General features: G+C 65.5%; 13 protein-coding genes. 9 read left to right on the plus strand and 4 right to left on the minus strand.

Features of this window, described 5'->3' with window-relative positions; all coding sequences use genetic code 11:
- Positions 1-132: 132 nt before the first annotated feature.
- The 3 genes from fusA to rpsL form a co-directional block, all read right to left on the minus strand.
- Positions 133-2,256 carry an elongation factor G gene (gene fusA / locus ACROSR_RS08030; RefSeq protein WP_432683829.1) on the minus strand — a complete coding sequence of 708 codons (2,124 nt, stop codon included), beginning with the start codon at positions 2,254-2,256 and terminating at the stop codon, positions 133-135.
- Positions 2,257-2,277: 21 nt separating this feature from the next.
- On the minus strand, positions 2,278-2,748 hold the full coding sequence (gene rpsG / locus ACROSR_RS08035) for a 30S ribosomal protein S7 (protein WP_432683831.1): 471 nt from the start codon (positions 2,746-2,748) through the stop codon (positions 2,278-2,280).
- Positions 2,749-2,811: 63 nt separating this feature from the next.
- Positions 2,812-3,183: a 30S ribosomal protein S12 gene (gene rpsL, locus ACROSR_RS08040; protein WP_432683833.1), complete on the minus strand. Its 372-nt coding sequence runs from the start codon at positions 3,181-3,183 to the stop codon at positions 2,812-2,814.
- A 541-nt stretch (positions 3,184-3,724) separates the two neighbouring features.
- Here rpsL and ACROSR_RS08045 point away from each other — a divergent pair.
- The 9 genes from ACROSR_RS08045 to ACROSR_RS08085 all read left to right on the plus strand — a co-directional run bounded on the left by ACROSR_RS08045 (position 3,725) and on the right by ACROSR_RS08085 (position 11,779).
- Positions 3,725-4,942 carry an FAD-binding domain-containing protein gene (locus ACROSR_RS08045; protein ID WP_432683835.1) on the plus strand — a complete coding sequence of 406 codons (1,218 nt, stop codon included), beginning with the start codon at positions 3,725-3,727 and terminating at the stop codon, positions 4,940-4,942.
- On the plus strand, positions 4,939-5,889 hold the full coding sequence (locus ACROSR_RS08050; protein ID WP_432683837.1) for an NAD(P)/FAD-dependent oxidoreductase: 951 nt from the start codon (positions 4,939-4,941) through the stop codon (positions 5,887-5,889). Before ACROSR_RS08045 ends, ACROSR_RS08050 begins: the two co-directional genes overlap by 4 nt.
- Positions 5,879-6,688: a methyltransferase family protein gene (locus ACROSR_RS08055; protein ID WP_432683839.1), complete on the plus strand. Its 810-nt coding sequence runs from the start codon at positions 5,879-5,881 to the stop codon at positions 6,686-6,688. Before ACROSR_RS08050 ends, ACROSR_RS08055 begins: the two co-directional genes overlap by 11 nt.
- Positions 6,678-7,400, plus strand: coding sequence for a bifunctional 2-polyprenyl-6-hydroxyphenol methylase/3-demethylubiquinol 3-O-methyltransferase UbiG (ubiG, locus tag ACROSR_RS08060; protein ID WP_432683841.1), 723 nt, complete (start codon positions 6,678-6,680; stop codon positions 7,398-7,400). Before ACROSR_RS08055 ends, ubiG begins: the two co-directional genes overlap by 11 nt.
- Entirely contained in the window at positions 7,394-7,798 is a 405-nt protein-coding gene (locus ACROSR_RS08065) for a DUF4149 domain-containing protein (RefSeq protein WP_432683843.1), read from the plus strand. The genes ubiG and ACROSR_RS08065 overlap by 7 nt, the downstream gene beginning before the upstream one ends.
- A gap of 101 nt (positions 7,799-7,899) precedes the next feature.
- Positions 7,900-8,514 (plus strand): paraquat-inducible protein A, encoded by a 615-nt coding sequence (locus ACROSR_RS08070; protein WP_432683845.1) that lies wholly within the window; start codon positions 7,900-7,902, stop codon positions 8,512-8,514.
- Entirely contained in the window at positions 8,493-9,146 is a 654-nt protein-coding gene (locus ACROSR_RS08075; protein WP_432683847.1) for a paraquat-inducible protein A, read from the plus strand. The genes ACROSR_RS08070 and ACROSR_RS08075 overlap by 22 nt, the downstream gene beginning before the upstream one ends.
- Positions 9,143-11,209, plus strand: coding sequence for a PqiB family protein (locus tag ACROSR_RS08080; protein WP_432683849.1), 2,067 nt, complete (start codon positions 9,143-9,145; stop codon positions 11,207-11,209). The genes ACROSR_RS08075 and ACROSR_RS08080 overlap by 4 nt, the downstream gene beginning before the upstream one ends.
- A 3-nt stretch (positions 11,210-11,212) precedes the next feature.
- The gene (locus ACROSR_RS08085; protein WP_432683851.1) at positions 11,213-11,779 is read left to right on the plus strand and encodes a PqiC family protein; all 567 of its coding nucleotides are present in this window, start codon (positions 11,213-11,215) and stop codon (positions 11,777-11,779) included.
- A gap of 25 nt (positions 11,780-11,804) precedes the next feature.
- On the opposite strand, the gene ACROSR_RS08090 is transcribed toward ACROSR_RS08085, so the two are convergent.
- Positions 11,805-12,806, minus strand: a complete 1,002-nt coding sequence (locus ACROSR_RS08090; protein ID WP_432683853.1) for a GlxA family transcriptional regulator — start codon at positions 12,804-12,806, stop codon at positions 11,805-11,807.
- Positions 12,807-12,842: the final 36 nt, after the last annotated feature.

A 12,842-nucleotide genomic window follows, 5' to 3' on the forward strand; every position in this document is an offset into this window, starting at 1 on the left:
GTCTTGCCGTGGTCAACATGACCAACCGTGCCAATGTTCACATGCGGTTTCGAACGATCAAACTTTTGCTTCGCCATTGCTGTGGCTCCTTTTGTTTCAGTAGGTCGATGCGTGGGGCACACGCACCGGCTATTATGCGTATTTCGACTGGATCTCTTCGGACACGTTGCGCGGCACCGGATCGTAATGCGAGAACTGCATCGTGAACTGGGCACGCCCCGAGGTCATCGACCGCAGCGTGTTGATGTAGCCGAACATGTTGGCGAGCGGCACGTTGGCGAGAATCGAGATCGCGTTGCCGCGCGGCTCCTGCCCCGAGACCTGGCCGCGCCGCGACGTGAGATCGCCGATGACATTGCCGGTATATTCGTCCGGCGTGACCACCTCGACCTTCATGATCGGTTCCAGCAGCTTGGCCCCGGCGCGGCGCAGACCTTCGCGCATGCACATGCGCGCCGCGATCTCGAACGCCATGACGCTCGAGTCGACGTCGTGGTACTTGCCGTCGATCAGCGCGACCTTGAAGTCGATCACGGGAAAGCCTGCCAGCGGGCCGCTATCCATCACCGAGCGAATGCCCTTTTCAACGCCCGGAATGTATTCCTTGGGCACGGAGCCACCGACGATGCGCGACTCGAAACTGAAGCCTTCGCCCGCCTCGGTCGGCGACAGGATCATCTTGACCTCGGCGAACTGACCCGAACCACCCGACTGCTTCTTGTGGGTATAGGTATGCTCGATTTCGTGACCGATGGTCTCGCGGTAGGCCACCTGCGGCGCGCCGATGTTGGCGTCCACCTTGAACTCGCGCTTGAGACGATCGACCAGGATGTCGAGATGCAATTCGCCCATGCCCTTCATGATCGTCTGGCCGCTTTCGATATCGGTCTCGACGCGGAAGGACGGGTCTTCGGCGGCAAGCCTTGCCAGACCGGCGGACATCTTTTCCTGGTCGCCCTTGGTCTTGGGTTCGACCGCGATCTCGATCACCGGATCGGGGAAGGTCATGGTTTCCAGAACCACCTGCGCCTTGGAATCGCACAACGTATCACCCGTCGTGGTGTCCTTGAGACCCGCAAGCGCGATGATGTCGCCGGAAAACGCCTCGTCGATCTCGGTCCGGTCGTTGGAGTGCATCATCATCATGCGACCGATGCGCTCTTTCTTGCCCTTGGTCGAGTTCATGACGGTCTCGCCCTTGGACATCTTGCCCGAGTAGATCCGCGTGAAGGTCAGCGAGCCGACGAAGGGATCGTTCATGATCTTGAACGCAAGCCCGGAGAACGGCATGGAATCATCCGCGCGGCGCGGGATGTTGCGCGTTTCCGTCTCGTCGTCGGGTGCGAAGCCCATGTAATCGACCACGTCCAGCGGGCTGGGCAGGTAATCGACCACGGCGTTGAGCAGCGGCTGCACACCCTTGTTCTTGAAGGCCGAGCCTCCAAGGACGGGAACGAAACTCAGCGACAATGTGCCCTTGCGGATCAGATCGCGCAGGGTCGGCACGTCGGGCTCTTCGCCGTCGAGATACGCCATCATCGCGTCGTCGTCCATTTCGACGGCGCTTTCGACAAGCTTGGCGCGCCATTCGTCGGCGGTCTCTTTCAGGCTGTCCCGGATCGGAACGCGGTTCCAGGTCGCGCCCATGTCCTCGGAGTTATAGACCCACTCTTCCATGGTCACGAGGTCGAGAAGGCCCTCAAGCTCGTGCTCGGCCCCGATTGGCAGCGCGATCGGCACGGCGCGGGCGCCGGTGCGATCCTCGATCATCTTGACACAGTTGTAGAAATCGGCGCCGATCTTGTCCATCTTGTTGACGAACACGATCCGCGGCACCTTGTACCGGTCGGCCTGACGCCACACGGTCTCGGTCTGAGGCTCGACCCCGGCATTGGCATCCAGCACGCAGATCGCCCCGTCGAGCACGGCAAGCGAGCGTTCCACCTCGATGGTGAAGTCCACGTGGCCCGGCGTGTCGATGATGTTCATCCGGTACTTGGTGTCCGACGTGCCCTCTTTGGTGGGATCGTCCTGACGCTGCCAGAAGGTCGTGGTCGCGGCCGACGTGATGGTGATCCCGCGCTCCTGCTCCTGCTCCATCCAGTCCATGGTGGCCGCACCATCGTGCACCTCGCCAAGGTTGTGGGACTTGCCGGTGTAGAACAGGATCCGTTCCGAACAGGTCGTCTTGCCCGCGTCGATATGGGCCATGATGCCGAAGTTGCGGTAGCGTTCGAGCTGATAGTCGCGTGCCATGAGTCAGATGCCTCTAAATATTTACCAGCGGTAATGGCTGAAGGCCTTGTTCGCCTCTGCCATCTTGTGGGTGTCTTCGCGCTTTTTCACGGCGGACCCGCGGCTCTGGACCGCATCCATCAGTTCGCCGGCAAGACGCTCTTCCATGGTGTTCTCGTTGCGGCTGCGCGACGCGATGATCAGCCAGCGGATCGCCAACGCCTCGCGCCGTTCAGGGCGCACCTCGACCGGGACCTGATAGGTGGCCCCGCCAACGCGGCGCGAACGCACCTCGACCGACGGCTTGATATTGTCGAGCGCCTCGTGGAACACCTCGACGGGGGCGCGCTTGATCTTGTCCTCGACACGCCCGAGCGCGTTGTAGACGATCCTTTCGGCGGCGGATTTCTTGCCATCCACCATCATGTTGTTCATGAACTTTGTCAGAACCCGGTCGCCAAATTTGGCGTCGGGCAGAATCTCGCGTTTTTCAGCGGCGTGACGACGGGACATCTTGTATTCCTCTTGTTCCTCTGCGGGCGAGGCCACGGACCACTACCGGGACGCCCGAAATCCTTATTTCGGACGCTTGGCGCCATATTTCGACCGGCGCTGTTTCCGATCCTTGACCCCTTGCGTGTCCAGAACACCCCGCAGGATGTGGTAGCGCACGCCGGGAAGGTCTTTCACACGACCACCACGGATCAGAACCACCGAGTGTTCCTGAAGGTTGTGCTTTTCGCCGGGGATGTAACTGATCACCTCGAACCCGTTGGTCAGCCGCACCTTGGCAACCTTCCGCATGGCCGAGTTCGGCTTTTTCGGCGTGGTGGTGTAGACGCGCGTGCAGACGCCCCGCTTTTGCGGACATCCCTGCAGGTGCAGCGACTTCGTGGATCTGACTTTCGGCTGCCGCGGCTTGCGGATCAGCTGTTGGATCGTTGGCATTCCGGTTATTTCCCCGTCTCTCAACACATGTGTCTGCACGGGCCTGTCCCGTGCGGTTAAACAAAAGCGTAAGGCGCGTCCGCAATACGCAAAAACCGCAATCGCACCCTTTCCGTTCGGGTCCGACGCGGTGGGTTTCCAGAGGATCGGGGCAGTATGCCCGGATCTTGTCCACTTGGGTTATGCTAGTGGCGGCGGGGATACCCCCGGCACCGTGATGCATGGGTCATTAGGCGCAGAGACGATGGTTGTCAACCTGTCAATGCCACCCGCCCAGAGGCCACGAGAAGCCTCCCGTCGTGCAATACCGATGCATTTGTGCGTATCAATCGTGCAGCATCCGCACAAGAGCATCCATTGGCGCCCGCGGCCCACCCCGGCCGCACCATCCGGACACATGAAGGGGGCCGTGATTCGGCCTTGCGTCGTCACGCGCCCGGATTTGGTCTGCACCCCTCGGCCCGGTGCGTCGCCACTAACGCGATTGATGTCGCGCCGTGCCGGATTAACTTGCGCCGCAGACTTGCAACAGGAGACCGCTGTGCCCGATCATCAGGCAACCCGCGAAAACGGTGAAGACTGGCTGCGCGACTTCACGGCCCGCATGGGGTCACGCTACGCAAAGGGGCGCAATTTCGACCGCGGACCGGGGCGGCATCGCGATGTCTCGCGACTGTCGCCTTTCATCCGGCGCAGGCTGGTGCTCGAACGCGACGTCGCGGCCGCCGCGATCGGCGCGCATGGCGCAGAGGGCGCCGAGAAGTTCGTGCAAGAGGTGATCTGGCGCGGCTATTTCAAGGGCTGGCTGGAACGCCGCCCGCAGGTCTGGGACAGCTACCGCGACGGCCTGATCCGTGACCTCGCCACCCTCGACACCGACCGCCGCCTGTGCCGCGACGTCGAAAATGCCGAAGCCGGGCAAACCGGCCTCGACTGCTTCGACGCCTGGGCCCGGGAATTGGTCGATACCGGCTACCTGCACAACCACGCCCGCATGTGGTTCGCGTCGATCTGGATCTTCACGCTGGAATTGCCGTGGCGGGTGGGGGCGGATTTCTTTTATCGCCATCTGCTTGACGGGGATCCGGCGTCGAACACGCTTGGCTGGCGGTGGGTCGCGGGGCTGCACACACGCGGCAAACCCTACAAGGCGCAGGCATGGAACATCGCCAAGTTCACCGGCCAGCGTTTTGCCCCTCGCACACAGGATCTCGCCGAGGACGTCCGCGGGCTGGAGGGCACAGAGCCCGAGGGCCTGCCGGACGTCCTGCCGCTGCGCGAGCCGCGCGCGCCCGACCCGGACCTGCCGACCGCCCTGCTGATCAACGAAGAGGATTGCCGCCCCGAGGATTTCGCCACGGACGCTCTCGACATCCGCGCCGTCGCCACGCTTTCGGCCAGTCACTTGCGGTCCCCGCGCGAGGTCTCGCCGGATGTCGCCGGGTTCGAGGCCGGCGCGCTGGCCGATGCGGCGCGTCGGATGCGGCTGGAGTCCAGCGATCTGCGCGCCGGCGTCCCCGGTGATCTTGCGACATGGGCGGCGCGCGCGGGGGCGCGCCAGATCGTCACGCCTTACGTGCCGACCGGCCCCTTGCGCGACTGGCTGAACGAGGCCGAAACCGCCATGGACGCACAGGGTATCACGCTTTGCGAAATGCGGCGCGACTGGGACGCCGCGATCTGGCCGCATGCCACGGCCGGGTTCTTCAAGGTCAAGAAGAAGATCCCGCAGATCCTCGATCAGGCGGGGCTCTTATGATCGACACGGTGATCGTCGGGGCCGGGATGGCCGGTGTTTCCTGCGCGCGCCTTCTGACCGAGGCCGGCCGCAAGGTGCTGGTTCTCGACAAGGGGCGCGGCATCGGCGGACGCATGGCAACCCGGCGCGTGACGCTGGCGGGCGCAGAGGCGCAGTTCGATCACGGCGCGCAGTATATCTCTGCCGCCGCGCCGGATTTCGCCGCGATGCTCGCCGATTTGCCCAAGGCCGTGGCCCGGTGGGACGACGGCGCGCAGCGCGCCCACCATGTCGGTCTGCCCGGCATGTCCGGCATTCCCCGCGCCATCGCCGACCGCATCGAGACCCGGCAGGGCGCCGAGGTGACCGCCCTGCACCCCCAATCCAACGGATGGCGGATCAGCACCGGCACCGGGACGGTCGAGGCCGCGCGGGTCGCGTTGACCATCCCCGCGCCGCAGGTCGCGGGGCTGATCGGTGCCGATCATCCGCTGGCCGCACCGCTTCACCACGTGACGATGGATCCATGCCTGACCCTGATGGCGGCGTTCCCGGCCGATGCCCCGCGCCCCTTCGTCAGCCGCGTCGATCCGGACCACACCCTGGCATGGATCGCGCAGGACAGCACCAAGCCAAACCGCGCAGGGCATGTCACGACATGGGTCGCGCAGGCCGCCCCGGACTGGAGCCTGCGTCATGTCGATGACGCCCCCGAGGATATCGCGGCGCGCATGCTGCCCCTGCTCTGCGCCGAGATAGGAACGGATGCCGACCGCGCGCTTTACGCAGCGGCGCATCGCTGGCGCTATGCGCATGTAGGCACCGCGCTGAACCGCGATTTCCTGCGCAGCGACGACGCGCGGCTTTATCTTGGCGGCGACTGGTGCCTTGGTCCGCGGGTCGAGGCGGCGTGGCAAAGCGGCACCGCCATCGCCCGTGACATACTGGAGCAAAACGATGCGGGATGACCCACGCGTCATGAACCTTGTTCGCCTGATCGGCGCGGCGCTGCGCCCGCCCCCCGGTGGCGCGCGCATCGCTTTGGCGCTAATGATGGGGGCGCTGTGCCATCTCGCATTTGCCGCCGGGGTTCTGGCGATGGTCGTCGCGATGTTCTTCGGCCTCAGCGAAAGCTTCGGGCGCGTGCCCTGGCCTTGGGCGGCGCTGGTCAACGCGGCGCTGATCGTGCAATTTCCGTTGGTGCATTCCGCGCTTCTGACCGGGCCCGGCGGGCGTTTGCTGACCCGGCTGATCCCCGGCCCGCACGGGGCCACGCTGGCGACGACAACCTACGCGTTCATCGCCTCGCTGCAATTGCTGGCGCTTTTCACGCTCTGGACGCCCTCGGGCATCGTCTGGTGGCGGGCCGAGGGGGCGGCGTTCTGGGCCGTGTGCACCGCCTATACTGCCGCGTGGCTGCTGCTGCTGAAGGCCAGCTTCGATGCCGGGGCCGAGGTGCAGTCGGGCGCGCTTGGCTGGATGTCGCTGATGGCGCGCATCCGGCCCAAGTTTCCCGACATGCCGACGCACGGCCTGTTCCGGGTGATCCGGCAACCGATCTACGTGGCCTTCGCGCTGACCTTGTGGACGGTGCCGGTCTGGACGCCCGATCAACTGGCGCTCGCGGTCAGCTACACCGCCTACTGCCTTCTCGCCCCGCGGCTGAAGGAACGCCGTTTTGCCGCGCGCTACGGGACCCGCTTTGCGCGCTACCGTGCCCGTGTACCTTACGTCCTGCCGACCCGGAGACGCCACAATGCGCAATGACCTGACAATCTACGACGATGCCGCCGCGCAGTGGTGGTCCGACGATATCCGCTGGGTGCGCACCCTCAAAAACCTCGTGCCGGGGCGGCTGTCATGGATGGACCGTCAGATCGACTGGCAGGGCTTGGCGGTGCTCGATCTCGGCTGTGCCGGCGGCTTCATGGCCGAGGCGCTGGACGATCGCGGCGCGCGGGTCACCGGCATCGACCCGGCGGATCAGGCGATCGACGCGGCACGCGCGCATGCCGCGGCCATGGGCCACGCCATCACCTACGATATCGGCGTGGGTGAGGCGCTGCCCTACGAGGATGGCGCGTTCGACGCGGTGATCTGCGTCGATGTGCTGGAGCACGTGCAGGACCTTTCGATGGTGCTGGCCGAAGCGGACCGCGTGCTGCGGCCCGGCGGGATGTTCCTGTTCGACACGATCAACCGCAATTTCCTGGCGCGACTTGTGACCATCACCATCGCCGAGGATATACTGCGCCTGCTGCCGCGCGGGACGCATGACCCCGCGTTGTTCATCAAGCCGTCGGAGATGCGCGCGGCATTGACCGAGGCCGGGCTGAAGCCGGGCCCGTTCACCGGGCTGGGGCCACGCGGGATCACCCGCCGCGGCGATCTGACCTTTGGCCGCCTGCCGCTGACCACGATCCAGTACATGGGCCTGGCCCGCAAACCCGACCCTGAAAGGAAAAAGATCCCATGCTGACGCTTGCGCTTCTGACCACGGCACTCCTGTTCGGCGGGATGGTGCTATATTCCTTTGGGTTCGCCGCCGTCCTTTTCGCCGCGCTGCCGCCCGACACGGCGGGTGCGACGATCCGCCGGGCCTTTCCGTATTTCTATCTTTTCGTGCTGGGCTGCGCGGCGGTGGGCGCGGCGCTGCTCTGGCCGTACGACCGGGTTGCCGCGACGCTGTTGGCGGTGATCGCGGTGACCACCATTCCCAACCGGCAGATCCTGATGCCGGCGATCAACCGCGCCACGGATACCGGCGCCAAGACCCGGTTCAAATGGCTGCACGGGGCCTCGGTCCTCGTGACGCTGGTGCATATCGGGCTTGCCGGGTACGCGCTGTCGCGGTTCGTGCCGGCCACAATGACGTGAGCGGCGCACATGGATGATCGTCACCTGCCTCATCCACGCCAACGCGCGGCATTGCGCGGGATGCTTGCAAAGCCCCGGCGGTGCTGTAATGACGGTATGACATGAGCCACACCACGGATCTTGACACGCTGATCGTCTGCCCGACCTGCGACCTGGTCTACCGCGCGCCACGGGTCGCGTCGCGGGAAAAGGCGGTGTGCGTGCGATGCGGCACGGTTCTGGTCGCACCGCGCCGCAAGGCGGGCAAGCAGCTTGTGGCACTGGCGCTGACGGTGCTGATCCTGATCGTCGCGGCCTCGGTCTTTCCGTTCCTGACGATCGGTGCCGGCGGGGTACGCCACGATGCCTCGATCCTCGACACGGCCTTCGCGTTTTCGGGCGGGCTTTCGATCCTCGCGGTGGCGGTGCTATTTTTCATTGTCATCATTCCGGCGTTGCGGGTCATGCTGCTGATCTACGTGCTCGTGCCGATCATCCGCGACCGTCCGCCCGCGCCCTACGCGAAATCCGCATTCCGCCTGTCCGAACGGCTGATCCCCTGGTCCATGGCAGAGATTTTCGCGCTCGGCTGCGCGGTTGCCCTTGTCAAGCTCAGCGATCTGGCAGAGGTGCTTTTCGGTCCGGCGGCATGGCTGTTCGCGGCGCTGGTGGTCGTGGTGGTGGCAAGTGACAGACTGATGTGCAGGTATTCGATATGGGCGTCCCTGAAGGATTGAAAACCGCGCGAGAGCTCGGTCTCGTGGGCTGCACGCGCTGCACCCGCCCCTCGCCCGCGGGCACGCGGACCTGCCCGCGCTGCGGCAGCCGCCTGCACTCGCGCGATCCGCTGTCGTTGCAAAAGGTCTGGGCGTGGTGGATCGTCGGGCTGGGATGTTACGTCCCGGCCAATCTCTATCCGATGCTGGAAACCCGCACGCTGGTCAGCACGCAAAGCGATACGATCGTCGGCGGCGCGGTGTCGCTGGCACAGCACGGCAATGTCGGGGTGGCGCTGATCATTCTCATCGCCAGCGTTTTCATCCCCGTCGGCAAGTTCCTGATCCTCGCGGGGCTCGCGATCGGCGTCCGGCACGGCCCGCAGCTATCCGATCACTCGCGGCACATCCTGTACGAGGTGGTGGAATATATCGGCCGCTGGTCGATGATCGACGTGTTCGTGGTGGCGATCCTGTCATCGCTGGTGCAATTGCAGGCGCTTGCGTCGATCACGCCGGGTTGGGCCAGCCTGTTTTTTGCGCTATCGGTAATCTTCACGATGCTCGCCGCGCAAAGTTTCGACAGCCGACTGATCTGGGACAGCGCGCCCGGCGCGCGCGCCGACGACACACCAAAGGAGCGCGCCGCGTGACCGATACCGACACCACCCCGCCCGAACCACAGGTAAAGCCGGCCAAGCGCCCGGTCCGGGATCGGATCTCGATCGTCTGGATCGTCCCGCTTCTGGCGCTTGCCGTGGTGATCGCCATCGCGTGGCAGAGCTATGCGGATCGCGGCCCCTTGATCGAGATCGGCTTCGAGAACGCCAGCGGCGTGCGCGCCGGCAATACAGAGCTGCGCTTTCGCGACGTGCGCGTCGGTCTCGTCGAGGAGGTGTCGTTCGCCGAAGGATTGGACACTGTTCTGGTCAAGGTGCGGCTCGACAAGAACGTGGCGCCTTACGTCGACGATGACGCGCAATTCTGGGTGGTGCGACCGCAGGTGACCACACAGGGCGTGTCGGGCCTCGGGACGGTCCTGTCGGGCGTGTACATCGAGGGCCTCTGGGACGCCGAGACCGGCGAGACGGTCACGCGGTTCGACGGGCTGCCCGACGCACCGCTGCAGCGGGTGGGACAATCGGGGCTGACCCTGACGATGCGCGCCTCCGACGGCGCCGCGCTGACCGAGAACACGCCGATCCTCTATCGCGGGGTGAAGGTCGGGCGCGTCGGCAAGCCTGTGATTTCCGCCGACGGCACCACGTCCGAGGCCGAGGCGGTGATCTTTTCCCCGCATGATCGGCTGATCGACAGCGCGACACGGTTCTGGGACACTTCGGGCTTCTCGCTGTCGTTCGGGGCTGGGGGGGCGTCGGTCAACTTTTCGTCGATCGCCTCGCTGGTCTCGGGCGGGATCACCTTTGACACCATGCTGTCGGGCGGCACCCCGGCCGAGTCCGGCGCGCAGTACACCGTCTATTCAGAAGAGGATGCGGCGCGGGCCAGCGTGTTTGCCGGTGAGGGCGGCGAGACATTGGCGGTGTCGGTGCTGTTCGACGGCAATATCGCGGGCCTTTCGGCCGGCGCCCCGGTCGAACTGAACGGGCTGCGCATCGGCGAGGTCGAGGCGCTTGGCGGCATGGTCAACGCAGGCACCACCGGCGACAACCGCGTGCAACTCGCCGTGACGCTCGCCATCCGGCCCGGTCGGCTTGGCCTCGACGCCACGGGCGGGACCGAGGCCGCGCTCGACTTTCTGCGGACCCGCGTGCGTGAGGGCCTGCGCGCCCGACTTGCCACCGCGTCGATCCTGACTGGCGGGCTGAAGGTCGAACTGGTCGAGGTGGCCGATGCCCCCACCGAAGAGCTGCTGGAACTGGCCGGTGCGCCCCCCGTCATTCCCACCACCGAAAGCGAGATCGCGGATGTGTCGGCCACGGCCTCGGGCGTGTTCGAACGGATCAATGCCCTGCCGGTCGAAGAGGTCATGGCACAGGCCATCACCCTGATGCAGAACGCCAACACCCTGATCGCCAGCGACGAGACCCGCGCCGTGCCCGGCAACGTCAACACCCTGCTATCCGAGGCGCAGGCCCTGCCGCCACGGCTTGACGCCACATTGGCAGAGCTGGAAACACTGATCGCACAGATCAACGAGGACGCGCTGACCACCCGATTGGCCAGCCTGCTTGACGAGGCCGCGCAGGCAGCGCGCGGGGTCGGCACCGCGTCCGAGGGCGTGCCGGACCTTGTCACCCGGCTGGACCGGATCGCCGCGAAGGCCGGTGAGGTGGATCTGGACGTGCTGGCCAACGACCTGTCGGCGTTTCTGGCCAATACCGGAACGCTTCTGGCCCAGGACGAAACCCGCGCCCTGCCGCGCCAGCTCAACGCGACGCTGGCCGAGCTGACGCTCGTGCTGGAAGAGCTGCGCGCGGGCGGCGTGGTCGAGAACGCGGTCGCCACGCTCGACTCGGCGCGCAGTGCGGCGGACACGTTTGCCGAGGCCGGAAACGATCTGCCCGGCCTCATCGCAGAGGCCCGCGCGGTGCTGGCGCGCGCCAACACAACGCTCGAAGGATATCAGGCCTCTGGCGGGGTGGGCCGGGACGCCCGCACCGCCCTGCGCGAGGTCGAGGCCGCGGCCAAGGCCGTCGCGTCATTGGCGCGGGCCATCGAACGTAATCCCGATTCCCTGTTACGAGGACGCTGATCCATGTCGAAATCCCCTGCATTCGCCGCTTTTATCGCGCTGCCGATCCTGACCGCCTGTGCGTCAGTCCCCGAAGAGCGTATCGCGGTGCCGCGCGCCGAAGCCCCGCAAGAGCAGCGCATCGCCCATGCATCCGTCGCCATCCGCTCTGTCGCCTTGCCCAGCTACGCCTCGGGCGAGACGATCTTCACCGCGGACGAGGCCGGGCGGTTGCGCGAGACCCCCGGTTTGCTCTGGGCCGACGACCCGAGCCGCGCGATGACCCTTGAAGTGACCCGGCATCTGGCGCAGATCACCGGCGCGCGCATCGCGCCCGAACCGTGGCCGTTTCTCGACAACGCCGCCGCAGAGGTCGACATCCGCGTCGAGGAGATGCTGGCCCGCACCGACGGCACGTTTCGCCTGTCGGGGCAGTATTTCGTGACCGGCGAGACCGACAACGAGCGCGCCCGCCTGTTCGATCTGACCGTACCGATCCCGGCAGAGCGCACGCCCGAGGATATCGCCGCCGCACGGGGGCAGGTGGTCCGCGATCTGGCTGCGGACATCGCCCGGCGCGGCCTGCGCTGACGCGGTTTCCGGCCGGGCCTCAGCCTCAGCCCGGCAGCCGAGAGGTGTGCGCGCCGCGTTCGCGGTAGGGCGTGGTGTCGTAATGCGCCCGATAGCATTTCGAGAAATGCGACGGCGATGCGAAACCGCAGGCCAGCGCCACGTTGATCACCGTCATGTCGGTCTGCATCAGCAGGTTGCGCGCCTTTTGCAGCCGCAGTTCCATGTAGTACCGCTTGGGGCTGCGGCTGAGATAGCGCCGAAACAGGCGTTCCAGCTGGCGGGTGGACATGCCCACGTCGCGCGCCAGGATCGACGGGCTGATCGGGTCCTCGATATTGGCCTCCATCATCTGGATGACCTGGCTCAGCTTGGGGTGGCGCACGCCGATCCGCGTGGGCACAGACAGCCGCTGCGTGTCCTGGTCGGTGCGGATCGCGGAATAGATCTGCTGGTCGGCCACGGCATTGGCCAGCGTTTCACCGTAATCATCCGCAATGAGGCTGAGCATCAGATCGATCGAGGACGTACCCCCGGCGGTGCTGACCCTGTTGCCATCCACCACGAAAACCGACTTGGTCAGCCGCACCTCTTCGAACTCTTCGAGGAAGGCATCGTGATTTTCCCAGTGGATCGTCGCACGCTTGCCATCCAGCAATCCCGCCTTGGCCAGAACGTAGGAGGCCGTGCACAGCCCCCCCATGCGCAAGCCGCGCCGGGCCTCGCGACGCAACCAGTTGAGCATGCGTTTGGTCGCGGTGGCCTGCACGTTCATGCCGCCGCAGACCAGCACCACATCGTCACGGGTCAGTTCGCCGAGCGGGAAATCCAGCTGGAACCGCACCCCCGCAGAGGACGTCACGACAGTTTCCGATTCGCCCGTCAGGACCCAGCTGTATAGCTCGCGACCCGCCATGCGATTGGCGACGCGCAGGCATTCCACCGCGGCGGCGAAACTTAGCAACGTGAAATCCTCGAGCAGGACGAACACGAAACGCCGTGGGGCCTTTGGTGCATCGACCTGAATTTTGGCGGTATCCGATGTCATTGGCTTTGTTATCCAATTCTCCAACCCTCACGCCGA

The organism is Roseovarius tibetensis, from assembly GCF_050896375.1.
In the GTDB taxonomy this organism is placed as follows: Bacteria; Pseudomonadota; Alphaproteobacteria; order Rhodobacterales; family Rhodobacteraceae; genus Roseovarius; species Roseovarius tibetensis.

Excerpts from the sequence above, each read along its gene's own strand:
- ACROSR_RS08075 (WP_432683847.1), top strand. The coding sequence starts at position 8,493 with ATGGGCGTCCCTGAAGGATTGAAAACCGCGCGAGAGCTCGGTCTCGTG.
- rpsG (WP_432683831.1), bottom strand. The coding sequence starts at position 2,748 with ATGTCCCGTCGTCACGCCGCTGAAAAACGCGAGATTCTGCCCGACGCC.
- ubiG (WP_432683841.1), top strand. The coding sequence starts at position 6,678 with ATGCGCAATGACCTGACAATCTACGACGATGCCGCCGCGCAGTGGTGG.
- ACROSR_RS08050 (WP_432683837.1), top strand. The coding sequence starts at position 4,939 with ATGATCGACACGGTGATCGTCGGGGCCGGGATGGCCGGTGTTTCCTGC.
- ACROSR_RS08085 (WP_432683851.1), top strand. The coding sequence starts at position 11,213 with ATGTCGAAATCCCCTGCATTCGCCGCTTTTATCGCGCTGCCGATCCTG.
- rpsL (WP_432683833.1), bottom strand. The coding sequence starts at position 3,183 with ATGCCAACGATCCAACAGCTGATCCGCAAGCCGCGGCAGCCGAAAGTC.
- ACROSR_RS08065 (WP_432683843.1), top strand. The coding sequence starts at position 7,394 with ATGCTGACGCTTGCGCTTCTGACCACGGCACTCCTGTTCGGCGGGATG.
- ACROSR_RS08070 (WP_432683845.1), top strand. The coding sequence starts at position 7,900 with ATGAGCCACACCACGGATCTTGACACGCTGATCGTCTGCCCGACCTGC.
- ACROSR_RS08055 (WP_432683839.1), top strand. The coding sequence starts at position 5,879 with ATGCGGGATGACCCACGCGTCATGAACCTTGTTCGCCTGATCGGCGCG.
- ACROSR_RS08090 (WP_432683853.1), bottom strand. The coding sequence starts at position 12,806 with ATGACATCGGATACCGCCAAAATTCAGGTCGATGCACCAAAGGCCCCA.
- fusA (WP_432683829.1), bottom strand. The coding sequence starts at position 2,256 with ATGGCACGCGACTATCAGCTCGAACGCTACCGCAACTTCGGCATCATG.